General features: G+C 48.2%; 18 protein-coding genes. 14 read left to right on the top strand and 4 right to left on the bottom strand.

Annotated features, from left to right (window positions below; all coding sequences use genetic code 11):
- Positions 1 to 65 precede the first annotated feature (65 nt).
- The gene (locus B9Z44_RS15115; protein WP_146180649.1) at positions 66 to 2,132 is read right to left on the bottom strand and encodes an NHL repeat-containing protein; all 2,067 of its coding nucleotides are present in this window, start codon (positions 2,130 to 2,132) and stop codon (positions 66 to 68) included.
- A 168-nt stretch (positions 2,133 to 2,300) separates the two neighbouring features.
- Between B9Z44_RS15115 and B9Z44_RS14815 the strand changes: the two genes are divergently transcribed.
- The gene (locus B9Z44_RS14815) at positions 2,301 to 2,810 is read left to right on the top strand and encodes a porin family protein (RefSeq protein WP_146180648.1); all 510 of its coding nucleotides are present in this window, start codon (positions 2,301 to 2,303) and stop codon (positions 2,808 to 2,810) included.
- A gap of 870 nt (positions 2,811 to 3,680) precedes the next feature.
- Here B9Z44_RS14815 and alr read toward each other — a convergent pair.
- Positions 3,681 to 4,742, bottom strand: coding sequence for an alanine racemase (gene alr / locus B9Z44_RS14805; RefSeq protein ID WP_108403031.1), 1,062 nt, complete (start codon positions 4,740 to 4,742; stop codon positions 3,681 to 3,683).
- 20 nt (positions 4,743 to 4,762) lie between these two features.
- Positions 4,763 to 6,037, bottom strand: coding sequence for a D-amino acid dehydrogenase (locus tag B9Z44_RS14800; protein ID WP_108403030.1), 1,275 nt, complete (start codon positions 6,035 to 6,037; stop codon positions 4,763 to 4,765).
- A 233-nt stretch (positions 6,038 to 6,270) separates the two neighbouring features.
- On the opposite strand from B9Z44_RS14800, the gene B9Z44_RS14795 reads away from it, so the two are divergent.
- The 4 genes from B9Z44_RS14795 (at position 6,271) to B9Z44_RS15105 (ending at position 12,190) form a co-directional block, all read left to right on the top strand.
- Positions 6,271 to 7,680, top strand: a complete 1,410-nt coding sequence (locus tag B9Z44_RS14795) for an amino acid permease (protein ID WP_245912851.1) — start codon at positions 6,271 to 6,273, stop codon at positions 7,678 to 7,680.
- Between the two features lie 907 nt (positions 7,681 to 8,587).
- A complete protein-coding gene (locus tag B9Z44_RS15110; RefSeq protein WP_146180647.1) occupies positions 8,588 to 10,873 on the top strand; it encodes a fimbria/pilus outer membrane usher protein in 2,286 nt (761 codons plus the stop codon).
- A 13-nt stretch (positions 10,874 to 10,886) separates the two neighbouring features.
- Positions 10,887 to 11,642 (top strand): fimbrial biogenesis chaperone, encoded by a 756-nt coding sequence (locus B9Z44_RS14785; protein ID WP_146180646.1) that lies wholly within the window; start codon positions 10,887 to 10,889, stop codon positions 11,640 to 11,642.
- A gap of 212 nt (positions 11,643 to 11,854) precedes the next feature.
- On the top strand, positions 11,855 to 12,190 hold the full coding sequence (locus B9Z44_RS15105; RefSeq protein WP_211308726.1) for a hypothetical protein: 336 nt from the start codon (positions 11,855 to 11,857) through the stop codon (positions 12,188 to 12,190).
- A 510-nt stretch (positions 12,191 to 12,700) separates the two neighbouring features.
- Here the strand turns inward: B9Z44_RS15105 and B9Z44_RS14780 are convergent.
- On the bottom strand, positions 12,701 to 13,861 hold the full coding sequence (locus tag B9Z44_RS14780) for a DcaP family trimeric outer membrane transporter (RefSeq protein ID WP_108403027.1): 1,161 nt from the start codon (positions 13,859 to 13,861) through the stop codon (positions 12,701 to 12,703).
- A gap of 282 nt (positions 13,862 to 14,143) precedes the next feature.
- Here B9Z44_RS14780 and B9Z44_RS14775 point away from each other — a divergent pair, with 282 nt between their 5' ends.
- The 9 genes from B9Z44_RS14775 (at position 14,144) to B9Z44_RS14735 (ending at position 24,372) form a co-directional block, all read left to right on the top strand.
- A complete protein-coding gene (locus tag B9Z44_RS14775) occupies positions 14,144 to 16,471 on the top strand; it encodes a bifunctional salicylyl-CoA 5-hydroxylase/oxidoreductase (RefSeq protein WP_108403026.1) in 2,328 nt (775 codons plus the stop codon).
- Positions 16,468 to 17,265 (top strand): SDR family NAD(P)-dependent oxidoreductase, encoded by a 798-nt coding sequence (locus B9Z44_RS14770; RefSeq protein WP_108403025.1) that lies wholly within the window; start codon positions 16,468 to 16,470, stop codon positions 17,263 to 17,265. The genes B9Z44_RS14775 and B9Z44_RS14770 overlap by 4 nt, the downstream gene beginning before the upstream one ends.
- Positions 17,266 to 17,292: 27 nt before the next feature.
- Positions 17,293 to 18,147 (top strand): enoyl-CoA hydratase family protein, encoded by an 855-nt coding sequence (locus B9Z44_RS14765; RefSeq protein WP_108403024.1) that lies wholly within the window; start codon positions 17,293 to 17,295, stop codon positions 18,145 to 18,147.
- Positions 18,148 to 18,149: 2 nt separating this feature from the next.
- Positions 18,150 to 19,346, top strand: a complete 1,197-nt coding sequence (locus B9Z44_RS14760) for an acyl-CoA dehydrogenase family protein (protein WP_245912850.1) — start codon at positions 18,150 to 18,152, stop codon at positions 19,344 to 19,346.
- A gap of 8 nt (positions 19,347 to 19,354) precedes the next feature.
- Entirely contained in the window at positions 19,355 to 21,013 is a 1,659-nt protein-coding gene (locus B9Z44_RS14755) for an AMP-binding protein (protein WP_108403022.1), read from the top strand.
- Positions 21,014 to 21,023: 10 nt separating this feature from the next.
- Positions 21,024 to 21,419 (top strand): RidA family protein, encoded by a 396-nt coding sequence (locus tag B9Z44_RS14750; protein ID WP_108403021.1) that lies wholly within the window; start codon positions 21,024 to 21,026, stop codon positions 21,417 to 21,419.
- A 72-nt stretch (positions 21,420 to 21,491) separates the two neighbouring features.
- Positions 21,492 to 22,388 (top strand): DMT family transporter, encoded by an 897-nt coding sequence (locus tag B9Z44_RS14745; RefSeq protein ID WP_108403020.1) that lies wholly within the window; start codon positions 21,492 to 21,494, stop codon positions 22,386 to 22,388.
- An 89-nt stretch (positions 22,389 to 22,477) separates the two neighbouring features.
- The gene (locus B9Z44_RS14740) at positions 22,478 to 23,068 is read left to right on the top strand and encodes a response regulator transcription factor (protein WP_108403019.1); all 591 of its coding nucleotides are present in this window, start codon (positions 22,478 to 22,480) and stop codon (positions 23,066 to 23,068) included.
- A 174-nt stretch (positions 23,069 to 23,242) separates the two neighbouring features.
- A protein-coding gene (locus B9Z44_RS14735) for an IS3 family transposase (RefSeq protein ID WP_425437205.1) occupies positions 23,243 to 24,372 on the top strand; the annotation gives its coding sequence in 2 pieces (ribosomal slippage) (positions 23,243 to 23,498 and positions 23,498 to 24,372; 1,131 coding nt in all).
- Positions 24,373 to 24,435: the final 63 nt, after the last annotated feature.

Below are 24,435 nucleotides of genomic sequence, written 5' to 3'. Positions count from 1 at the left end.
CCGGACAATCAGGCCACTAAGGGTTCAGGCTTCTCAGCCCTCGCCCTTAGCACTCATATCAATTCCTAAGGCTGAACAAAAACAATATTGCTAACTTTACGCCCGTAATATTCCGTCACATACAAAACCCCATTCGCATCTGTTGTGACCCCTGTGGGGGCGTTGAAAGTTGCTGCAACACCAGAACTCAGTGTAGGAGCCAGCGTAGTGACAACACCTGCCGCAGTGATCTTGCGGATCTTGTTATTTCCTTGATCCGCCACATACAGGTTTCCACTCGTGTCTTTGGTGATGCCGTATGGACTGTTGAATTTTGCATTTGTTGTCGTGCCTTCTGCAAAGCCCTGCGACGAGCCCGCGAATGTCGTCACGGTGTTTGAGGTGTCTATCTTCAGGATCCGACTGTTCGTGTAATCACTGGCATAAATGTTGCCACTCGCATCAACTACAACTCCTAATACAGATGGGAAGTTGGGTAGCGGGATTGATCTGCTCCGCGTACCAGCAGACGTAACAACTGAGATGTAGCCACTATACTGGTCCGACACATAGAACTTGTCGGTTTGACTGTCAAAGTAAATCGCTGCAGGCGTAGTGATGTTCGAATCAATTGCGTTTATATCAATAAACGTAGACACAACACCCGCACTTGTGACCTTCTTGATTATGGTTGAGTCTGTTTGAACAATGTACAAGTTCCCACTTGCATCAAAAGTCAAGCCGACTGGTGATATCAATCCTGAGACAAAGGCTGATTGCTGGTTGCTTGTGGTTATCTTGGAGACAGTACGCCAGGCACTGGAAACGATAGGAACAATACCTGGGTCACTTCCAGAATCATCCCGCCATTGAGCTACAAAAACATTTCCTTGCGCATCCACAGCAACGCCGGTGGGGGCTGGATTATCAGTTGCTGTGCTGACCAGCGGAGTTGTAATTGCCCTTGCCGCAGATGCTGAGCATGAAACAGTCACGTTGGACACATCACTCGTCACTGAACTACTGCTCGCGTTCGCTGTGACTGAGCAAACTTGCCCTGTAGGTTGCGTGCTAACTGTCACGCTATAGCTTCCATTTAGCGCTACAGGTTGCGAGAACACAAAACTGCTGTTAGAGGTCACAGTGAGCGCATCTGCCCCATTGTTTTGCAACGTCACCTGCTGCCCGTTGGACAACCCGGATACGCTGCCTCCAATCGTGTAGGTACTTGCCGGAGCATTTGCACAAACGATACTCACACTGGTCACATTGGCTGTTACACCCGCGCCGCTACCAGAGTTGTTTGCGACTGAACAAACTTGTCCCGTGGGTTGCGTGCCAACTGTCACGCTATAGCTTCCATTTAGCGCTACAGGTTGCGAGAACACAAAACTGCTGTTAGAGGTCACAGTGAGCGCATCTGCTCCATTGTTTTGCAACGTCACCTGCTGCCCGTTGGACAACCCGGATACGCTGCCTCCAATCGTGTAGCTATTGGCTGTAGCTGTTGCACAAACGATACTCACACTGGTCACATTGGCTGTTACACCCGCGCCGCTACCAGAGTTGTTTGCGACTGAACAAACTTGTCCCGTGGGTTGGGCATCAACAGCGACGTTATAACTACCGTTGAACGCAATCGGTGTATCAAAGACAAAATCGACATTCCCTGGAACAATCAGAAGATCTGCACCGTTATTCCTCAAAATCACCGACTGGCCGCTAGCCAAGCCAGACACACTGCCACCTACGGTGTAGTGGTTAGTAGAGCAGACGATATTGACGCCACGCACATTAGCCGTCACACCAGCGCCAAAACCTGAATTGTTTGCGACTGAACACATCTGCCCAGTAGGCTGACCAGTAACTGTAACGTTGTAACTGCCGTTGAACGCAATAGGTGTATCAAAAACAAAATCACCATTCCCCTGAACAGACAAAGGATCCGTCCCGTTGTTTTCCAACACCACCGTCTGACCGCTGGCTAAACCAGAGATGCTCCCACCAACAGGATAAGTTCTATTCTCAAACCCACCACTAGCCCCTCCTCCGCCTCCGCATGCGCTAAGCATTGCTAACATCAAAAATGAAAGAAGCAAACTAAGAAACCCTCGATCTTTACGAGGATGGAAACAAGAACCACAAGAAAACATAAGGAACCTCCTTCATAAAAACGCACCTAATAGTTCTCACAAATAAGGTGTTCAACAAATATAGAGTATTCTATTACTACTTATAAAACAATTTGTATATATTTGTTGTACAATTTTGACAATCTAGAAGAGATCTATCGGACTTACGACACAAGGCAGGGAGCGCTCATGAAATTGAAGTTCTATTTTTTGATTCTTTCTACGCTTTGGGCCCACAGCGTTCTCGCCCAAGACGAACAGCAAGAAACTTCTCCCGTCTTCTATGGAGAGATTGCACACTTGCCTTTAATCGTCAAATTCCCTGACACATCAAAGATCAGGCCAAAGCTGGCTCGCATCACCATTGGTATGGATATCAATGAAAACTGGGCGCTGGAAGGCATGGCGGCCACAACAGTCAACAAGGACGAAGAAGTAACAGCCACCATGGGCGGCGTATTCTTGAAGCCTCATACCCCCGTAGCAGAAGATGTTGAACTCTTCGGTCGCATAGGGTTCAATCGCACTCTGCTGGGAGGCTCGGCGGGCGGGGCTGTCTCAAACGTGGCGTACGGTTTTGGAATGCAGATGCAACTCACAAAAGATTACTACGGGCAAATTGATTACATGATGTACGGAAGAGGCCCAAACTCTGAGTCAACGCGAGGCTTAAGTCTTGCTCTTGGAGTTCGTTTCTAAGTCCAAGTTTCTCAGTCAGAAACTGCAGAACAGCGCTTTCCTAACGAGTCCATGTTGAATGAGATGCCCCGTTGCCCCGCCTCACTGTTGTGGCGACAAATCGAGATAGACACGCGCAATACATGCGCGACTTTGTCTCCACGGACCCAGCCCAGTTAAGTTTGGGAGTGATTTCATGATTACAACTCTCTAGTCGCGAGCTGAATCAAGATGTGCCGCGCAAAAAAGGGCGAGCAGAGCCGGCCCTGAATTCATGACCTATCTGGGCAAAACGGCGCATGTATTGTTGAGTTTCGAAGCATGCTTGCAGTGAGCAAGCAGCATCAGAATATCGCCAATCTGCTGGCAATGCTTAGTGCCGCAGGAATTGAGTTTGAGACACACCGCACAACGTCAGCACCCAAGCGGCTAGCATCTCATGATGTACGTTCTCTATACGAAAGTGGTGCCTGAACTACGCATGATGAATGCTAGCAAGGCGAACACAAACTTTACGGCATAGAGTTGAGCGTTTTCTCGCTCGAATTCGAAACCCCGCATCAAGCGCCGTGTTGCGCACATGGCTCATGCAGCACGCCTTGTCTATTTTTTCCAGGCGAGCGCGATAGGTTCATTGAAACGACTGTAATCGTGAATGAAATTGCGGTCGTGACGCGCAATGTTGCCGATTTCCAAATCACAGGTGGGGCAATTCTCAATCAATGTGAACACCAACTTATCTAGGTGTTGGCGGTCTCCACGTGCTGAACCCCATAGGTTACTTGGATTGCATCCAATTCAAAGCTAGGGCGATGTGCTGGACGCTGGGCTCTAACTTAGAAAAGAGTAGTCTTTTGCATTTTGCGGAAGTTGGCATGCCCGATACCATGTTTATATCGACAAGAAGCTCACCCTCTTAACGTTGCAAAGCAGCTCGTACGGAATTGTTCGGGCGTATTGCGCCACTTCTGCAACACGAATGTGTTTCCCCCACAACTCAACTTGGCTACCCTGACCTGAGTTCTCGAGATCGGTAATGTCAACAGCGAGCATATCCATTGATATCACGCCCAATGTTTTCGTGAGCCGCCCATCAACCAACACCGAACACCCCATCGCATTCCTTGGATAGCCATCTGCATAACCCAAAGCCACAATACCTACTCTAGAGTCTCTACTAACTCGCACGGTGCAACCATATCCGACACCTTCCCCTGCTTTGACATTCTTCACATCAAAGATTTGGCTTTTCAACTCCATTACTGGCTCTAGAGAAAACGAACTACCTGGCACAGGATTAACGCCATACATTGCAATTCCTAATCTGGCCCAATCTGAAGGTGGGCCTTTTGCGCTTAAAACTCCCGCAGAATTGCAAAAGCTCAACTCACAATCGAGCCCCCTCGTCGCATTCATTAGTTTTTCAATTTGCTTGGTTGAAAAGTCATCCCCTTCAACATCTGCACAAGCAAGATGTGTCATGAAACTCACTTTTGCTACCGCCTTGGTCGCGCACAGTCGCGCTATATATTCACACGCCAAAGAACCATCCAGCCCCAAGCGATTCATCCCCGTCTCAAGCTTGAGCCACACATTAAGTCCACGCATTGCACTAGAGCATTGCTCAATCATCTCCAATTGTTCATGTCGACTTACAACAACCCAAAAACCATGATTGGCCGCTTTGCGCAACTCCTTAACGTCAAAAACGCCCTCCAACAAGAGTATGGGCTTTTGGATACCTGCCTCTCTCAACTCGAGCCCTTCTTCCAGAAATGCAACAGCAAATGCATCTGCATCCATTTCTAACTTTCTCGCGCATCGCACAGCCCCATGACCATATGCATTCGCTTTCAAAACAGCAAATGCCTTTCCGCCATGAAACGTTCGCAATTTCTTGTAATTGCTCAAGAGCGCATTTAGGTCTATCAATGCTTGGCTTGGTCGCGTCATTTCTTTGTCTCCCTTTAGATTCAGATCACATTGCGGCTATAACGTCGCATCGATAATCCCTCTTGTCTGATTTGCGTCTCCCTTCCCAGAAGCAAATCCTTCACATACCGACCTGAACCACAGGCCATCGTCCAGCCCAGCGTTCCATGCCCGATATTCAAATAGAGGTTCTGAAAGAACGTTTCCCCCACAATCGGGGGACCATCCGGAGTCATCGGGCGCAACCCCGTCCAAAATTCTGCCTTCGACAAATCCCCACCAGGAAATAACTGTTTGACCACCATCTCTAACGTTTCGCGGCGTTGACTCAGCAACGTACGGTCTACACCTTTCAACTCGGCCATCCCCCCCACACGAATCCGCCGATCAAAACGTGTAATCGCAATCTTGTACGTCTCGTCTAAAACTGTAGATATCGGAGAACGAGAAGGATCAAACACCGGCATCGTCAGTGAATATCCCTTCACGGGGTAAACCGGCACATCTACTCCAACATCCAAAAGCGCTTGTCGAGAGTCAACCCCCATTGCCATTACATAACCATCTGCAGACAGCACACCTCGCTTTCCGCCTTTTTCATACTGAACCCCTGTAATCTTGTCTCCCACATTCAACAACTTCTCGACCCTCATACCAAACTGAAAGCGGACTCCCAACGCTCGCGCCATCCGAGAAAGTTCTTGCGTAAACAAACGGCAATCTCCCGTTTCGTCTTTGGGCAATCTCAACCCACCAGCAATCAGTGCGCTCGCTCCTTCAAGCCCTGGTTCAGCCCGAATCACTCCATCTCGATCCAAAAGCTCGAATGGAACTCCACACTCATGCAAAACACGGATATCTTTTTGTGCAGCATCAACCTGAGCCTGCTCACGGAAAAGTTGTAATGTCCCCGCACATCTGTGTTCATATGAAATCCCCGTTTCTGCTCTGAGTTGTTGCAAACAATCCCTGCTGTATTCCGAAATGCGCATCATTCGTTCTTTGTTACGCGCGTAACTCGACTCGTTGCAATTTGAAAACCATTGCAACATCCAACGCAATTGAAACAAACTGCCATCCCACCTAGCACTCAGCGGCGCATGCTTTTGAAACATCCACTTCAGCGCCTTCAAAGACATGCCTGGTGCTGCCCATGGCGTGGAATATCCAGGTGAGATCTGCCCTGCATTGGCGTAACTCGTCCCCGTAGCGACGTCTGGACCCGCCTCCAGTACGATGACATCAACACCTTCTCTCGCAAGGTAATACGCAGTACATACACCTATGACCCCTCCACCCAAAACAACAACTTGCATTACTTCCCCATTCAAAGTTTGTTCAAAGACTAGGGTAAACACCCCCGCTTATTAGTTTGTATTATTTACTAAATGAAACAATAATGAGTCTAATGGGTTATTTATCGAGTTAGCCTTCGGTCATACCCGTTCGGAGTTCTTCTGCACAAAAAGTGCCTACTGCGACGCGCACCGGTCCACAGGACCGAGCTGTCGCCATCGTTTAGCAATAAAACCTCAAGGAGTGAGACTGCATGAGCAAATCTATGGATAGCTTCCAGCAAATCGTCGAGCAAGAGCAAGGGCTCAAAAAAGTCCTGAGCGCAGGACAAATGGGCATGATTGCAATTGGAGGTGCAATCGGCACCGGTTTGTTCTTAGGAAGTGGATTGGCGATTGGTTTTGCCGGTCCAAGCGTGATCATCAGTTACGCTATTGGCGCGCTCATCGCCCTGATCCTGATGGGGTGCCTCGCAGAGATGACCATTGTTCACCCTACCTCAGGCTCTTTTGGTGCGTACGCAGAACACTACATGGGTCCGTGGGCAGGGTTCATGGTTCGCTATGCATATTGGGCATGCAATGTCTTAGCCATTGGAACTGAAGTAACGGCCATCGGCATTTACATGAAGTTCTGGTACCCAGATATACCGAGTTGGTTCTGGATTTCATCGTTCTCACTTGCCCTAGTGCTGATCAATGCGTTCAGCGTCAATATTTTTGGTCTGGTTGAATATTGGTTCTCGGTAATAAAGATCGTTGCAATCATTGCATTCATTATGATTGGTTCATATGTGGTCTTTGGTCCTGCCACAAGAGTTGGTGACGTAGTTCCTGGGCTCCATCATTACACTGAACATGGGGGCTTTTTACCGCAAGGGTTATGGGGAATGTGGATTGCAGTCATCGTCGCGATATTCGGTTACCTTGGAATCGAGATGATTGCAGTAGCTGCTGGCGAAGCACACGAGCCTGAAAAAGCCATCAAGAGCGCAGTTCGTACAACACTCATCCGCTTAGCGCTCTTTTACCTACTCACAATGGGTCTCATGCTTGCCATCGTCCCATGGACCCAAGCCGGCCATGAAGAAAGTCCATTTGTCAAAGTTATGACTGCGGTCAACATTTCTGGCGCCTCAGGCGTGGTGAATTTCGTTGTCCTTATCGCAGCACTCTCCGCGATGAATAGCCAGCTCTACATCACAACACGAATGATGTTTAGTTTGTCTTGCGCAGGTTATGCACCTAAGCAGTTGGGCCGTCTTAACAAACGTGGTATTCCAATGCTGGGATTGCTGCTCTCCACTGGCGGCGTTGCACTGGCAACCATTCTAAGTATCGTTGCTCCAAAGCAATCTTTCACCCTCATGATGGCCGTTTCAATGTTTGGTGCCCTGTTCACATGGTTCATGATCTTTGTCACTCATTTCTTCTTCCGAAAGAAGTGGGGCAATGAAAACTCACAAGCTTTGCCCTTTCGCATGCCTGGTTTTCCATACCTGACATTTTTGGGTGGAGCTCTCATGCTGGCCATCATGATCACCACCGCATTCACAAAGGAATTCCAAATGACATTGGTCTTTGGCATCCCTGCTTTGATTTTCGTTAGCGTTGTGTATTTTGTCTGGTATGCGAAAAAAACGGACATTTCCCAACACATGTAAACAATTTCACAGCACAGCTTGACTCTGCCTCTCAACCCCATGGCGCTAAAGGAACTACTTTGGAACGGCACACCGCGCCCGGTTAGTTGCAACCTTCGATGCGCAAAATTAAAGATTCTTTAGTATTGTTTTTCTTTCAGTTTGTAATAAAATAGATATGTCTTAACAGGAGTAATCATCATGCATTTCTTGAGAATGAAAGTACCCGCGACTGCGATTTGGTTGGTAGGCGTATGTCTTGCGAACAGCGCAGTGGCTGCCACCGCAACTGCTGACATTGGTATCTCGTTAGCCGTTAGTTCACCATCCTGCAAAGTGACTAATTCGAAAGGTGCCCTCCAATTGCCCACTGCAACAAATTCAACATTGTCACTAGGGAATTATTTGACAGCACATGGCATTACCACTCCTGGAGTTGGCATGTCCAATAGAGTTACGAGCCCAGCTCTAGAGATCACAACAACAATTACTTGTAGTGAGCCCACCGTAATAACCGGATTTCTAGTCGCCCCAGCACCTGGCTCGGTTCCTTGGGCAGCAGGGTGGGTGGCGACACAATTCTTAGTGGATTCATCCACTCCACCCGTCGCATTTTTCGGTGGTGCTGCGATGCTCGAATATGAGCAGGTATCAATTGACAAGGTCCCCGCTGGGTGGAGTTATACCAATTATTCAGGATTGACGAGACCTTATTCAACAGCTTTCTTGGCCAAAACGGCAAGTGCAAGTGAATTTATCTCAGAGGTGACATGGCGACCCACTTTTTACAATTCAAATTCCGCAGCAAAAGTGGGAAAGCCAACTGGAGATGTATTTACGGGAGCAGCAAGGGTTACTGTGGACTACTAAAAGGTGATGTAAAGATTTGAGAAGCTCACGAAGTGAGGGATTAGCGCTTGCTTTCTTAATGATCGCTCAAAGTGCGGTCTCAGAAACAGATATACAAGTTAGTGACAGGCTAATTTATCTCAATGAATCTCTTATGGGTGCATATGCAACATGTGTTCGTCATGGAGATGACTCCCTTTACTTAGAAGGATTGTTCTTCGAGCGCGTGAAACTCCAGAAACTTCCAGATGGACTAATTTGCGAAGGACGCCCATTTTGGAAAGCAAAGGTGAAAATAGAGAGATTGGACGGTAAAAACATAGGAAGGGCTCACGTGAGCCCTTCCGATTATGAGCCACAGGCTCCTAGGGAAACATCCATATCTAGCGAGTTGCGCCAGACTCCTCTTGGATCGCCCATAAACGTGTATGCCCTACAGCATGAAACTGGCTTTTGGTTCGAGCAGACTAAAATGACAAATATAACATTAGGAATAAGTGGGAAAAAATATTCCCCCTTTGGCCTATTCACACTAGACGGATACGCATCCAATGCAAATGGACGATCTTTCGGATTTCTACGTGATGCAAGTTGGAAACGCAGTTTCCCTGAGAAAAGGTTCACGGCCAAGTTCGGATTGAACGTAGTGAATAATACGGGTGCCGCGACTACTTTGTATGGACTGGTATTAGAATCAGAAGAGCATCGTCGCCCTAGAGATGAAGTAAGATCGATACAAGGGTTTGCTGATGTTCCTGGCAGAATTCAGATTCGAGTAAGGGGCGTTTTAATAAAGGAAATCCCAATTTCAGCAGGTTATTACAGCTTGCCTCTCTCCCATCTTACTTCCAACGCTTCTGATAATGGCCAATACGCCCTAACATTAGTCGACGACTCAGGACGTGAGGTTCGGACATGGAATGAATTTATACCAGTAACACCCCAATTGCTACCAACTGGCGAGGCGAACTGGAAGTTGTTTTTCGGGCAAATTAAAAACAGCACAAGATCCAACAATATCCGTTTAACAGAGATAAATAATATTGGAACCGGATTCCTTTATCGATATGGAATCAACAAATATCTAACAGGCGAACTATCAACAACACTTGGGAAGTATTCACATGCGAGGGGTCTTTCCTTCGATCTTATTCCAACGGCTTGGCTATCAATTGGCGCTGGTCAGAATCGTTCTATTGAGAAAGATTTTGTTAATCCTAAGAAAAATGGATATTGGGGAATCAACTTACATTCCGAGCATGCGAGTTGGTATTCCGGCCTTACACAGCAGAGTTGTCCTGCGTCAAATTTTCCAATAGGAGAAGAAAGCATATGCAGAAACATCCGACATAGTCTGCAAGTCCCAGCGGGAAGAGCCGGTCGACTCTCGTTCTTGAGATCATCATCAATCGACTCTCGCCCTATATCTTCGAGCTTCGGATTTAATTGGAGTGTCCCAGTCGCAAAAGGATGGGGAATCTCTTTATATGGAACTGAGCAACGCACAGACAACAACCGATCATTTGTTTTAGGTTTAATAGCAACGATTGCGCTAGATAAGGCTCATCTAATGAATAGTATTAGTCTAAATAACTCTGACAATCACAATGCAATGAGATCTTATTCAACCTCATATACGAATACGGCTAACAACGAAACGCAGTACTCAATGGGTGCGGATATAACGAAGCAACCGTATGGCCAATCTACGACTAATATCAATAGCTCCGTTAATTATTATCCATGGCATGGGGCGTATCAGGCCAATGTACGAATCAAAAATGATGGAAGTTACTCCCTAGGCCTCAATGAGTCTGGTGGTCTGATCTTTTTTGATGAAAATATTATTACGACTCGCACCGTCGAGAATGGCTTGGCCGTTCTTCGTTTGAAAGGGCTAAGCAATAGAACTGTAGAAGATAATAACGGAATCGTAAAATCTGTAACTAATCAGGATGGTTATGCAGTTATCCCAATGTATGGAACAAATATCACCCCTTCATTAAGAGTCGCGGCAGAAGAAATTCCGAACAACATTAAATTACCCAATGTATTGGTAGGAAGAAATCCAGACCCATGGACTGCGACATACTGGGAGCCAGAAGTCAAGAATGTGAGACAAGGGTGGATAAGATTGATTTTTAAGGCGGGTAATGTTGTCCCAACTGGTTCTGTCCTCAATCTTGGTGAACATGTGTACGTTCTAGAAAATGGCGAAGTCTTCCTAGAGGATTTACCTAACGATATTACGTCCATTCTTGTAACGATACCTAGAAGTAGGGAAAGATGTATCGTCCAACTACCAGCGGACCTAGAATTGAGGCCTCAATACAACGCAACGATGTCGACATTACAGTGCAATTAATTACGGAGTTCAAATGAATATTTCTTCTTGGAGATTCAAAATGTCTTGGAAATCTCGAATTTTTGGTCTAGCATTGTACATTTCATATTCTGCATGTTCGGCCTTAGGTGTGGATAAATTAGTTGGCGAGCTCAATGTTACCAAAGGGTTTAATAAAGTAATCACATTCACTCTATTTAACGACCGCGACGATACTATCTTCATCACAAGCAAAGGGCTTGCTTGGGACATGGACAAACTAGGAAATTTGTCAACCGTCCCTAGTAATGATCTAGAAATATTTCCACCAGTGCATAGGGTGAATCCGGGTGATAGTGCTGTCTTCAAAGTCAGATATGTTGGCGACTCGATAGAAGGAGAAGGTTTATATCGAGTTATGTTTAATGAGATTTTGATTCCAACTCCTGAAAAAGAAAATGAAAAACTCGCTGATATTAAAACTGTGACCCCGAATGTTGGAGTTGGTATGGCGATTACAGTCCCAGTCTATGTTTCGGACTTCTCGAAGAAAGAAAAGGAACTTGTGAAAGTCGTTGCATCATATAAACAAAATGGGAGAAAGTTGAGCTTGTTTGTGAAGAATATGGGTGACTCCCGTATTAATATCCGTCAGTATATCTTGAATGGTACTAAAATAAATGGATTAGGGACTGTCCTAGCTCGCCACGAGCGGTTATTCAACATCGATACGACAGAGGCCATCTCCAGCCTTGTTCTCCAAGTAGTCCATCATGACAAAATAGAGAACATCATCGTCATAAGGGAATGAATAACTTGGCTCAAATTGTCTACATTAAGAGTGCCATTTTGGCACAATTGAAACATGCCAGAAATTGTCTCTTTCTCCTAATTATAGATACAATAATACTTCCAAGCACAGCTTCAGCACTGTGTGTGATAGACGCTCCTGTAAGTCAAGTCCGAGCTAATGCATCCCTAATTAAGGGAAGAAATGATAAATTTGAGTTGAAGAACACACCGATGTCTACAAACATTTCTTTTAAATGCGATACTGACACGAATTACCAATTAGTTATCGCCCTGCAAGATTCCGACCCTATTACTAACGCATTGATATTATCTGGGTTTGGCACAGATAAAATACTAGTTCATCCAAAAATTAAAACCGTCAATGGTGGAGTTGTCGATAGGAATTTCAGAGATATGGTTGGTGGCTCTTATTCTGGGAGAGCTGTCTCAGGGGTAATTAACTACGTTCGAATTGAATTCGAACCAGTACAAGTTCATCTCCAAGGTAGTGGTGCAAGATCTAATGGGTATTTTAATGGTCGTGCCCAGTTCTTACTTCAGTATTAGAAATAGAAGATGCTCGGCGTAACTTACGCATTGCCGATTCCGAGCCTGCTCAGTTCGCGCAACAGCACTCGAGTAATTCACCTGTTACCGCAAATATAAACCATCATGTCTTGCAATAATCTTAGCACCTTGGGCTAACTTCTAATTCAGTGGTACGGCTAGTGGGGGCAGGTCAGATCAAGCAGCCAGCGGTGCGATAGCTGCGAGTGGTTTTGCGGTGATTCCGGTGATGCGGGCAATCTCACGCTATGGGGTGTCGCGCTACAGCAGCGTGATGACGGTGGCGCGTTAGTTGGGTTTCAAGACATTCTCCCCTTGGCCTTCCTACGGGGAAAGCCAGAACATGCGTCCTGCCCACAGGTGTCGGCGTTGAGACCCTGCCCCCGATCACTTCAGGTGTGGAAATTTGGGTGGACATCAGGGATATGTCTAAAGATTTGGGTGAGTGCCACTATTGGTAATGATAGAACCGACAGGCCCACGACTCCTTCGAACCGAAGGCCTGTTCTTTCAGAACATTGTTGTTAGTGCAACATTCAATCTCTTCTCTACTCCGTAGTTGTCACCAGTTGGATTCATCAACGTGCGTTTCCCGTAAGCATACTCAACACCAAGCTCTGTATTTTTAGCCACATTAGAAATTAAGTTGACATGCATTTGTGAAAGTTTCTTGTTACTCTCATTTCCAATAGCGTTAGGGTTATTGGCGAAGTTCACAACCGAATAAGCCAAATTAGAGCGTTGCGTTCCTGACCAGTTATGCGTGTACCCAACGTGGGATCCGTGCGATTTGAAAAGACTGATTCCGCTATTGGTCAACACAGCCCCTTGGAACAAAGAACCCCACGCGTAACGCCCCCCACCATTACCTGTAAATGCCCCATACACAAACTTGCCAGTAGGAACAACCGTGGAGCCGCTCAACCCAGCCTGGTAACCACGCGCACTATGTGTCACGCCACTGTTATCAGTGGTGTTGTAACCGACAGAGGCCATACGTGCAGAGACATGCCCCCAATCACCAGACTTGTTCCAGCGCGCAGTGACATCGACCCCCTTATCAAAGTCTGCACCCGAAGCTCCGCTCGTATAACTTCCCCCGTTTTCGACTGCAAAACTCAACTGCGAGGCTGGAAGATTGAACGTGTATCTGACCTGTGCTTGCCTCGGTGCCGCGGCAGTTAAAGAGGGATTGAACTGAACCGTCTCAGGCAAACCAGCAAAGTCTTCATAGTTTGACCATGTTTGTCCGACCAACCAATTATGAATCTCCACGTATGCGTGACGAATTCGCAAACCTGTCCCGTTGTTAGCCGCTCGCCCTGTTTGGCCACCCTCTGCTGTCGTACCGTTGAAATCACCTTCTAATTTGAAGCCTACAGTACCCCCTGCCAATTTGCCATCAAACCCGAATCTTGAAGTCCGCGCCGTTAAGTAGGTACCACCACGTTTCTTCGAGTCGATTGATCCTTCAATTGGTTGACTTTGCAAAAAACTTGCCCAATCACCATTCGCTGTGTTGTTGGATCCTAAATCGTGAGTTCCATCAAAGCGAACAAACCCATAGAACTTAATGTTGTTCTCACTCTGCACTGCCCCCGCTTCATTTGCATATGCAACCAACGGAAACACCAACCCTGTTGCCACTAAGGCTGAACAAAATCTCTTCATGTCATGCTTCTCCTCAAAAAGTGAATTAAAAATGCTTTCTCTTACGACTCAGCATGTTCATTAAGAAATACGAGTTCAAAAAAGACAGCCAAAGAGAGCATAACGAATGCTTTTAAATACGCAATTCGTTATCGATACGACTTTCTAGGTATTTACGAGTGACGAAACAACCGTGCGCCGATATGTAATCTTTTGGCAATCAAATTTCGGGGGTTTCCCATGAACCCTCCATAGCTTGTAGTATTTAATAATTTACTTCTAAAGTCTTATGAGGTAAATGTTATGAATATTGTCTGTCTTGGTGGCGGGCCTGCTGGTTTGTACTTCGGTTTGTTGATGAAGCTTCGTCATCCGCAGCACGACATTACCGTTGTCGAACGAAATCACCCGTACGACACCTTTGGCTGGGGCGTCGTTTTCTCAGATGCGACGATGGAAAACATGCGTGTCTGGGACACAACAACTGCGACTGAAATTCAGCACGCGTTCAATCATTGGGATGACATCGAACTACGATTCAAAGGCCAAACCCTGCGCTCCAGCGGACATGGCTTCGTCGGCATTGGTCGCAAGAAGTTGCTCAACATCTTGCAGAAACGTTGCGAACAACTGGGCGTTAAATTGGTTTTCGAGACCGAAGCCAACTCGGATAACGATTACCCCGACGCAGATCTAATCATTGCAAGTGATGGCATCAATTCGAGAATCCGTGATCTACACGTCGATGTCTTCAAGCCCGACATCGTCACGCGCCCCAATCGATATATTTGGCTCGGCACTAATCGCCTCTTTGACGCATTCACTTTCGATTTTCAGAAAACTGAACACGGCTGGTTTCAAGCGCACATTTACAAGTTCGACAGCGACACCACCACATTCATTGTGGAGTGTCCCGAGCATGTATGGCTCGCTCACGGTTTAGACAAGGCAGACTCAACGGAGTCCATCGCATTCTGCGAAAAGCTCTTCGCAGAATCATTGCAAGGCGCCCCTTTGATGACCAATGCTCGCCATCTTCGCGGCTCAGCTTGGTTAAGTTTCCAGCGTGTTGTCTGCGAACAGTGGTGGTTGAAAAACCAAAACGGTAGCCACGTTGTCTTAATGGGTGATGCCGTTCATACAGCCCACTTTGCCATTGGTTCGGGAACCAAACTTGCCTTCGAAGATGCCATAGAGCTAACCCGCCAATTTGATCAGTACGGCCACGACGCCTCGCAAATTACCAACGTGCTTAACTCATATCAAGAGGCACGTCGAATTGAAACTCTGCGCCTACAAAATGCCGCATGGAACGCCATGGAATGGTTCGAAGTTTGTGATGCTCGTTACTGCGAACAATTCGAACCCGAACAATTCATGTACTCAATGCTCACGCGAAGCCAACGCATTAGTCATGAAAATCTACGTCTACGGGACAAGACATGGCTTGAGAACTATGAGAAATGGTTTGCAGAAAAAGCGAATGTACAAACCGATGTTCCAATCCCTCCAATGTTCACGCCATACCAGGTGCGTTCCGTAGCATTGAAGAATCGCGTTGTTGTTTCTCCAATGGCGCAGTATTCCGCGGTTGATGGCATAGCTGGTGACTATCACCTCGTCCACCTCGGCTCGCGTGCACTAGGCGGTGCGGGTCTGGTAATGGTTGAGATGACGGCCCCATGTCCAGAAGGTCGCATCACACCCTATTGCCCCGGCCTTTGGAATGGCGTCCAACAACAGGCCTTTACCCGCATCGTATCTTGGATACATCAAAACAGTGATGCCAAGATTGGTATTCAACTCGGGCACGCAGGACCCAAGGGCAGCACCAACCGCCCTTGGGAAGGCAAAGGCGCTAACCATCCTCTCGAAGACCACAACTGGCCTTTGTGCTCTGCTTCTACTGAGCCCTATATGCCCAACGGCACTGCACCCGCCGCACTCACGCATGCAGGTCTAGAAGAAATCAGAAATGAGTTTGTACAAGCAACATGTCGAGCAGCTAACGCAGGTTTTGACTGGCTTGAGTTGCATTGTGCGCACGGATACCTTCTTTCTGCATTCATTTCCCCACTCACAAATAAACGCACCGATGAGTACGGAGGTAGCCTAGAAAATCGTTTGCGTTGGCCTCTTGAGATTTTCAAGGCCATGCGCGCGGTTTGGCCTAAGCACCTTCCTATGAGCATTCGCATTTCCGCTCACGATTGGGTTGATGGAGGTATCACACCTACTGATGCCGTCGAAATCGCTAAGGCTTTTAAAGCGGCAGGCGCAGACATGATTGACTGCTCATCTGGACAAGTGAGCGTACAAGAAAAGCCTATCTATGGTCGCATGTTCCAAACTCCCTTTGCAGATCAGATCCGCCAAGAAGCGGGCATCGCCACCATCGCTGTAGGTGCCATCAGCGAAGCTGATCATGTCAACAGCATCATCGCCGCAGGGCGTGCCGATCTCTGCGCCATTGCGCGCCCGCATTTGGCCAATCCTGCATGGACGCTATCTGAAGCCGCTCGTGTTGGTTACTCCAACATAGCTTGGCATAAGCCCTACCTCTCCGCGAAGCGTCAACTCGAAGCTAACTTTGAACGTGCAGCAACTCAATCTAACGCTCAAAAGAAATGACGATATCTATTGACTTATCCCATCAGCACATCGTCATCACCGGTGCTGCCCGCGGCATCGGTGCCGCTATTGCGCAACTACTTGCAACAGCTGATGCAAATTTGACCTTAGTGGGCAGAAACAAAGAAGCACTCCATGCAATGGCAAGCGACCTACCAGGACATGGTCGCAAGTTTGTTCAGTCGGTAGATATCGCCGATTTGCAACAAGTGAAAAGAGGATTTTCAGAAGCAATCCAAGCCATTGGCCCCATTCATGTTCTTGTTAACAACGCAGGTCAAGCAAAAAGCAGCTCCATTGACCAAACCAGTCCTGATTTATGGAACCAAATGCTAGCCGTGAATCTCACGGGAACTTTCAATTGCATACACGCTGCAATTCCATCTCTTCGAACAACCGGGTCCGCTCTCAATCCCTCCCGGATCATCAATATCGCCAGCACTTCTGGATTGCAAGGCTACACACACGTCAGCGCCTACACAGCCGCAAAACATGGCGTCGTTGGATTGACACGATCTCTCGCACTTGAACTGGCAAAAAATCACATCACCGTAAATGCTGTTTGTCCAGGCTATACAGAAACAGCGATCGCCGCACAGGCCATTGAGGACATCGTTCGAAATACGGACAAGACGGCTCAACAAGCATTTAGCTTACTCACGCGTCGCAATCCCCAACAACGCATGATTCGCCCTGAAGAAGTGGCTTCATGTGTTCTCTGGCTTTGCCAAACCGAATCTCGAAGCATTAACGGACAAGCCATTGCCGTTGATGGCGGCGAGTCTGCTGGTTAAACACGCATCGTTCACCAAAGACACTTCATGAAGCACCTACTTGGACAACCTCACTCTTTGCCACGTCATCGACTTTCCCTCTTTGACTACAAAGCACAACACTTTGATTTTTCTTGGCTAGCGCGTGTCGCCACCATCACTCTGAATCGCCCAGAGCGTAAGAACCCCATCTCGTTTGACTCGTACGCAGAACTTCGCGACTTATTTAACTCCATGTGCCTCGCAGATGATGTTGATGCGATCGTCTTGAGCGGAGCTGGAGAGAACTTCAGTTCAGGCGGTGATGTACATGAAATCATCGGCCCACTCACCAAGTTCGATATGCCGGGTCTACTTGCGTTCACTCGCATGACCGGTGATGTGATCAAAGCCATGCGCGCATGTCCACAACCTATCATCGCAGCAGTTGATGGCGTCAGTGCAGGCGCAGGCGCCATGCTTGCGTTAGGTTCTGATCTGCGCTTCGGCACAGCACGCAGCAAAACATTCTTTCTCTTCAATCGCGTCGGCCTCGCAGGCTGCGATATGGGGGCATGCACCCTTCTGCCTCGAACCATCGGGCAAGGGCGAGCCAGTGAACTCCTATTCACTGGTCGCGCCTTAAAAGGCGATGAAGCACAGCAATGGGGATTCTTTAATCGATTGTGCGAACCAGATGTCTTGCTTGAACAGGCACAGCAATTCGCAGTCGAGCTCGCCAGTGGCCCCACTTTTGCAAACGGCATGACAAAGAAAATGCTTAAGCAAGAGTGGAATATGGGCATCGATGAGGCAATCGAGGCCGAAGCTCAGGCTCAGGCCATCTGCATGATGACCAATGATTTTCACCGCGCGTACAACGCCTTCGTCGCCAAAAGCACACCCTTCTTCAAGGGAGACTGATTGTGAGTGCTGTAACACATACAACCTCCGCTTCATGGCAACAAGCGTTGCAGTGGCCATTCTTTGATCAGACACATAGAACATTGCACTCGCAGTTGCATGCCTGGGGACATAAACATTTGCTTAATGTGTCGCATGAAGATACTACAGTTGACAACGCTTGTAAGCAGCTGGTCCAAGTACTTGGACAAGATGGTTGGCTACGTCATGCTGTCGCAGGTACGCAATATGGCGGCATTGCCAATTCAATAGATACACGCAGCGTTTGTTTGACACGCGAAGTTCTTGCGTGGCACCACGGATTGGCAGACTTCGCTTTTGCCATGCAAGGTCTAGGCTCTGGCGCAATTAGCTTATTCGGCACAGATGAACAAAAAGAACGTTACTTACCTCGCGTCACGAATGGCAACGCCATCGCTGCATTTGCCCTAAGCGAACCTCTAGCAGGTTCCGACGTAGCCGCCATGCAATGTCAGGCACACATCCAAGCCGATCACTACGTTCTCAATGGCGAAAAAACTTGGATATCTAATGGCGGCATAGCCAATTTCTATGTGCTGTTTGCGCGCACTAATGAGGCCCCGGGCTCTCGCGGTATTAGTGCATTCATTATTGATGCTCATACGCCAGGCTTTTCTATCGCCGAACGCATAGATGTCATAGCCCCACATCCTTTAGCTCATTTGAAGTTAGACAATGTCTGCATCCCAATCTCGCAACGCTTAGGTGAATCTGGCCAAGGCTTCAAGGTTGCCATGGCGACTTTGGATGTCTTTCGCACTTCCGTTGCTGCCGCCGCGCTTGGCTTTGCTCAACGGGCTCTTGATGAGTCACTGCAATGGGCGAAAACCCGACAAATGTTCGGAACTAACTTGGCCTCGTTTCAACTAAGCCAAGCCAAGCTTGCTGATATGGCCATGCAAATTGACGCGGCTCGCCTCATGACATATCGCGCAGCGTGGATGCGCGATCAAGGTCAGCGCATCACTAAAGAAGCTGCCATGGCCAAATTCACGGCCACCGAAAACGCTCAACACGTCATTGACATGGCCGTCCAATTACATGGGGGCATGGGGGTGAAAAAAGGCTGCATCGTTGAATCCCTCTATCGGGAAATTCGTGCCCTGCGCATCTACGAAGGTGCAAGCGAAGTGCAACAACTAATCATCGCGCGCGAATTGCTCAAAGAAAGCGATTGAACCACACCATGTGTATCAACAACCTTCTCCCCTCCTCGCATGTCGACACATTTGCCCGCGATCGACTCCCGCCCAAGGAACAATGGCCTCTCTTTATCTTTGATCGTCCAGAAATTCAATACGCCGAACAGCTCAATGTCGCCAGCGAACTAGTTGATCGTCATGTTATTGCCGGGAACGGAAAATTGCCTGCACTTCACGGACAAAGTCCCCTCGGGCCATTCACGTGGACTTACGAACAACTGCAACAACAAGTAGATCGCATCGCCCATGTCTTAGTCTCCGACATGGGTTTAGTAAGCGGCAACCGCTTGTTGCTGCGTGGCGCAAACTCTCCCATGACTGCCGCTTGTTGGCTCGCCGGCATTAAGGCTGGATTAGTTTTGGTTCCCACGATGCCTTTGTTACGTTCTGCAGAACTGCAGAAAATCATAGACAAAGCACAAATCACTGCTGCACTTTGTGCCGCCTCATTGGCAGATGAGCTAGATCATTGCTTAGATCCTCTCCACCCGCACAACACTCCGTCATTGCAAAAAATTCTGCATTTTGGTGGTACGTCCTCAAATACATGTTTAGAAGAAAGAATGTTTCGCCACAATGCGGATTTCCAAGCATGCACAACCAGCCGAGATGATGTTTGCTTGATCGCTTTTACAAGCGGAACCACGGGAGTTCCCAAAGGCACGATGCACTTCCATCGCGACATCTTGGCAATGTGCGATTTGTTTCCACGTCACTTCTTAGAAATGACGTCCCGAGACATAGTGTGCGGCACACCTCCATTAGCTTTCACGTTCGGTCTAGGTGGACTCTTAACATTTCCCCTACGCTATGGCGCCTCTTCTATTTTGATCGAAAAATACACACCTCTGTCACTTCTAGAAACGATCTCGCAATACCGCGCAACTCAGTGCTACACAGCTCCTACTTTCTACCGCCAGATGGCACAAATTGCTCCGCAGTTTGACTTGAGCTGCTTACGCCACCCAATCTCTGCCGGAGAGGCGCTACCAGATGCAACAAGAGAGCTGTGGAAAAAAAGTACAGGCCAAGAAATCACTGACGGTATTGGCGGCACAGAAATGATTCACATCTACATCGCATCCGCAGGGAAACACGTCAGGCCCGGTTGTCTCGGCTACACAGTCCCAGGTTATCGAACGCAAATTGTTGATGACCAAATGAATCCTCTACCCCCTGGTGTCCCTGGTCGGTTAGCCGTTCGTGGACCTACGGGGTGTCGGTACCTCGATGACACCAGGCAACAGGACTACGTAAAAAATGGCTGGAATCTACCAGGTGACACCTTCATCATGGATGAACAAGGCTACTTTCGCTATCTAGCGCGCAACGACGACATGATCGTCTCCGCCGGCTACAACATTGCAAGTCCTGAAGTCGAGAATGCACTCCTAGAGCACCCTGCCATCTCTGAGTGTGGCGTAATTGGAACGCCCGACGAAGATCGCGGCCAAATTGTCACTGCCTTTGTTGTACTAAAAGAGGGATACGTTGGCTCTACACAAATGGAAATGGCTTTGCAGCAATTCGTTAAAGATAACTTTGCACCATATAAATACCCTCGGAAAATCATTTTCGTTAACCAGCTTCCCCGTACCGAAACAGGTAAGGTTCAGCGCTTCAAATTACAACAACTTGCTTAAGGAATAACACATGTGGAACGTACTTCAACCCGATGGATGGCTACCTCCTAAAGGTTACGTCAACGGCATCCAGACTCGAGGACAACAAATATTTGTCGCGGGCATGATTGGATGGAATGGTGACTGCCAATTCGAAACCGACGATTTCGTAGAGCAATGTCGCCAAGCCCTGCGAAACATCGTCCAGACCCTAGCTTGCGCCAATGCAGGACCAGAGCACTTAGTACGAATGACTTGGTATGTCAAAGATAAAGCCGAATATCTCCAGCACTCACGTGCGCTCGGAAAAGCTTATCAGGACGTCATTGGACGTCATTTCCCTGTGATGACTCTCGTTCAAGTCGCCGACCTACTTGAAGATCGGGCCAAGATTGAAATTGAAGCCACAGCCGTCGTGCCTGAGTAAAGTTGTCTCCACTACTCCCCGCCATAGGAGCTTGATGCTCCCCTTTAGCACCTTACATGAGCACCTTCGTCAATGAACTCTTCAAGTCTTTTTCGTTTGTTGCTTTTGTCCGCTATTTGGGGAGCATCTTTTTTATTCATGCGCATCGGCGCCCCTGTTCTGGGCCCCACTCTGTTGATATTTTGTCGTGTCGGCCTTGCCGCTCTTTTTCTATTCGCAATCAGTACTTACAGCAAACAAAACTTATTTGTTTCTTTGCACTGGAAACACTATTTGATCCTTGGCTTGTTCAATTCAGCCATCCCCTTTCTTCTTTTCGCCTACGCTGCTAAAACAGTTAGCGCGTCGCTTCTATCCATCCTTAATGCAACAGCCCCCATTTGGGCCGCAGTCATCAGTGCGCTCTGGTTCAGATCGCCGCTTACCATTAAAGCCACCTTAGGAATGACCTTAGGGCTCATTGGTGTTGGCGTACTAGCGGGTGTTGAAGCGCTCACCTTGCAAGAAAACGGGACTATTGCAATCGCCGCAGGATTGGCTGCAGCAATGTCATACGGGATTGCCACAACTTACGCAAAAACAGCGAAATCAGTTGCCCCATTTGCAAACGCACATGGCAGCATGTGGGGCGCCACACTACTTCTAGCCCCCCTCACGTGGCTGTCTGCACCTGTGATGGATCTCCCCCCTCTACGCATTGTCCTTTCTGTCGCAATTCTGGGCATTGTCTGTAGTGGCATTGCCTACCTTCTTTATTTCCGTCTGATATCCGATGTCGGAGCAACATCTGCTCTCACCGTCACATTTCTAATTCCTGTATTCGGTATTCTGTGGGGTTGGTTGTTTCTCGGGGAAAATATCGGCCTGCATACCGTTATGGGTGGTGCTGTGATCCTCATCGGCACCGCTCTAGTCACCAACTTCTCCATTAAGACTCTTTTTGAAACTCCGCGTCTCCCAACCATCTAGCAATTCCGAGCAATACTTTCTATTACTTCTCTCCTGCGTCCGTCTGTCATAGATGACACAATAGATACAATTTTGAGATTGGAGTAGAAATGAGTTTTTATGTTATCGACGACCATCCCATGATGCGTCAAGCCATTGCTATGTTGTTGCGTCGCGTATTTTCGGCAACAACAGTTGTTGAGCTCGGAAAACTCAGCGAGCTAGCCGCCGCCGTGATCAAACATGGCGAACCGAAACTTTTTGTATTAGATTTGTTACTACCAGGAGTCAAAGATACAAACGCAGTAAGAGAAATCAAGACGATGTTTCCCGATGTGCCACTGGCAGTGATGTCCTCAATGGCCGCAGGTGATGCCCAAGAGTCGTGCATATCGGCCGGTGCTGATCTCTATATCGAAAAATCCACATCTGTTAATGAGATCTCGGCTGCCATTTCTAATTTGTTTATGAGCAAACATGATGAGGGAACTAGCCGTTCTTCTGAAGAAGTAAAGCTCTCTAAACGTCAAAAGCAACTCATAGGTATGCTTGATCGTGGCCTAAGCAATCGCGACATCGCAGCTGAGTTGGACATCAGCGAACACACAGTTAAAGTCCACCTCTGGCGCTTATTCCGCCGATTAGATGTAAAAAGCCGTACTCAAACATTGCACTACGCTCGACTCAACGGCTTGTTGTGAACTTTTCGTTTCGGGCTTGCCATTTATCGACCATACCGCTCCGTACACGCTGCATTGAATCGCCCCGTGTCTTGAGCAGGCGCCGACCTTTGAGGAGATAGAGCTATGACCTGCCCCCTGCCAGCCGTACCAAAGTAATGGCAGTTAGTCCGCAAATTCTGGAGAATTGCGGATATGAAGACCACACGATTTACCGATGAGCAAATCATCGCTTTCCTCAAGCAAGCTGAAGCTGGCATGTCTATCAAGGAGCTTTGCCGCAGCGGCGGCTTCAGCCAGCCCACCTTTTACAAGTGGCGAGCCAAGTTCGGCGGCATGGAGGCTTCCGATGCATCCAGGTTGAGAGACTTGGAGTCCGAGAACACCAAACTCAAGAGGCTACTGGCCGAGGCCCATCTGGATATTCACGCGCTCAAGAGCGTGTTCGGCGTAAAGCGCTAGCCCCACAGGTCAAACGCGAGGCGATTGGCAAGATGGTCCAAGACCATCAACTGTCCGAGCGCCACGCCTGCCGTCTTGTGGGGCTAAGCCGCGACAGCTATCGCAACCCACCACAACCAGATCAACTCACCCGTGATCTGTGCGAACGCATCGTGGACATCGCCCATGTACGCCGCAGGTTTGGTTATCGGCGCATCCATGATTTGCTGCGCCCTGAGTTCCCGCATGTGAACCACAAGCGGGTTTACCGGCTTTACCGAGACGCCAACTTGGCTGTACGCCGTCGCAAGAAGGCCAAGCGGCCATTGAATGAACGCGTGCCACTGCAATTGGCGCAAACCGTCAACGAGGTGTGGAGCATGGACTTTGTCTCAGATAGTTTGTCCAACGGTCGCAGGATCAAATGCCCAACAGTGGCCGATGACTTCAGTCACGAGTGCGTTGACATCGCAGTGGACTATGGCATTTCAGGCCAGTACGTGACTCGTTTGCTGGACCAAGCTGCAATATTCAGGGGCTACCCGCAAGCAGTACGAACAGACAACGGACCTGAGTTCACGAGTCGAGCGTTTATGGCTTGGGCAACGTCGCATGGTGTGAGGCATATCTTGATTCAACCAGGGAGGCCCATGCAAAACGGTTACATCGAGAGCTTCAATGGGAAGTTTCGTGATGAGTGCTTGAACGAGCAATGGTTTCAGACCTTGCCCCAAGCTAGAACGTGCATCGCTGAGTGGCGCAGGGACTACAACGAAGTCAGGCCACACAGCAGCTTGGGTCGAATACCACCGGCTCAATTCGCGCAGCAGCATCGGAGTAATTCGAATGCTGCTGCAAATACAAACCATCAAGTTTTGGAATAACCTTGACCCCTCGGACTAACTTCTAATTCAGTGGTACGGCTAGTGGGGGCAGGTCAGACCCAA

Source organism: Limnohabitans curvus (genome assembly GCF_003063475.1).
GTDB lineage: Bacteria > Pseudomonadota > Gammaproteobacteria > Burkholderiales > Burkholderiaceae_C > Limnohabitans > Limnohabitans curvus.
Note: the sequence above shows the minus strand (reverse complement) of the source record. Positions and strands in the feature narration are given on the sequence as shown.

What these genes read in the sequence shown, in the direction of transcription:
- B9Z44_RS15115 (WP_146180649.1), bottom strand. Translation starts at nt 2,132, where the DNA reads ATGTTTTCTTGTGGTTCTTGTTTCCATCCTCGTAAAGATCGAGGGTTT.
- B9Z44_RS14815 (WP_146180648.1), top strand. Translation starts at nt 2,301, where the DNA reads ATGAAATTGAAGTTCTATTTTTTGATTCTTTCTACGCTTTGGGCCCAC.
- alr (WP_108403031.1), bottom strand. Translation starts at nt 4,742, where the DNA reads ATGACGCGACCAAGCCAAGCATTGATAGACCTAAATGCGCTCTTGAGC.
- B9Z44_RS14800 (WP_108403030.1), bottom strand. Translation starts at nt 6,037, where the DNA reads ATGCAAGTTGTTGTTTTGGGTGGAGGGGTCATAGGTGTATGTACTGCG.
- B9Z44_RS14795 (WP_245912851.1), top strand. Translation starts at nt 6,271, where the DNA reads ATGAGCAAATCTATGGATAGCTTCCAGCAAATCGTCGAGCAAGAGCAA.
- B9Z44_RS15110 (WP_146180647.1), top strand. Translation starts at nt 8,588, where the DNA reads ATGATCGCTCAAAGTGCGGTCTCAGAAACAGATATACAAGTTAGTGAC.
- B9Z44_RS14785 (WP_146180646.1), top strand. Translation starts at nt 10,887, where the DNA reads ATGAATATTTCTTCTTGGAGATTCAAAATGTCTTGGAAATCTCGAATT.
- B9Z44_RS15105 (WP_211308726.1), top strand. Translation starts at nt 11,855, where the DNA reads ATGTCTACAAACATTTCTTTTAAATGCGATACTGACACGAATTACCAA.
- B9Z44_RS14780 (WP_108403027.1), bottom strand. Translation starts at nt 13,861, where the DNA reads ATGAAGAGATTTTGTTCAGCCTTAGTGGCAACAGGGTTGGTGTTTCCG.
- B9Z44_RS14775 (WP_108403026.1), top strand. Translation starts at nt 14,144, where the DNA reads ATGAATATTGTCTGTCTTGGTGGCGGGCCTGCTGGTTTGTACTTCGGT.
- B9Z44_RS14770 (WP_108403025.1), top strand. Translation starts at nt 16,468, where the DNA reads ATGACGATATCTATTGACTTATCCCATCAGCACATCGTCATCACCGGT.
- B9Z44_RS14765 (WP_108403024.1), top strand. Translation starts at nt 17,293, where the DNA reads ATGAAGCACCTACTTGGACAACCTCACTCTTTGCCACGTCATCGACTT.
- B9Z44_RS14755 (WP_108403022.1), top strand. Translation starts at nt 19,355, where the DNA reads ATGTGTATCAACAACCTTCTCCCCTCCTCGCATGTCGACACATTTGCC.
- B9Z44_RS14750 (WP_108403021.1), top strand. Translation starts at nt 21,024, where the DNA reads ATGTGGAACGTACTTCAACCCGATGGATGGCTACCTCCTAAAGGTTAC.
- B9Z44_RS14745 (WP_108403020.1), top strand. Translation starts at nt 21,492, where the DNA reads ATGAACTCTTCAAGTCTTTTTCGTTTGTTGCTTTTGTCCGCTATTTGG.
- B9Z44_RS14740 (WP_108403019.1), top strand. Translation starts at nt 22,478, where the DNA reads ATGAGTTTTTATGTTATCGACGACCATCCCATGATGCGTCAAGCCATT.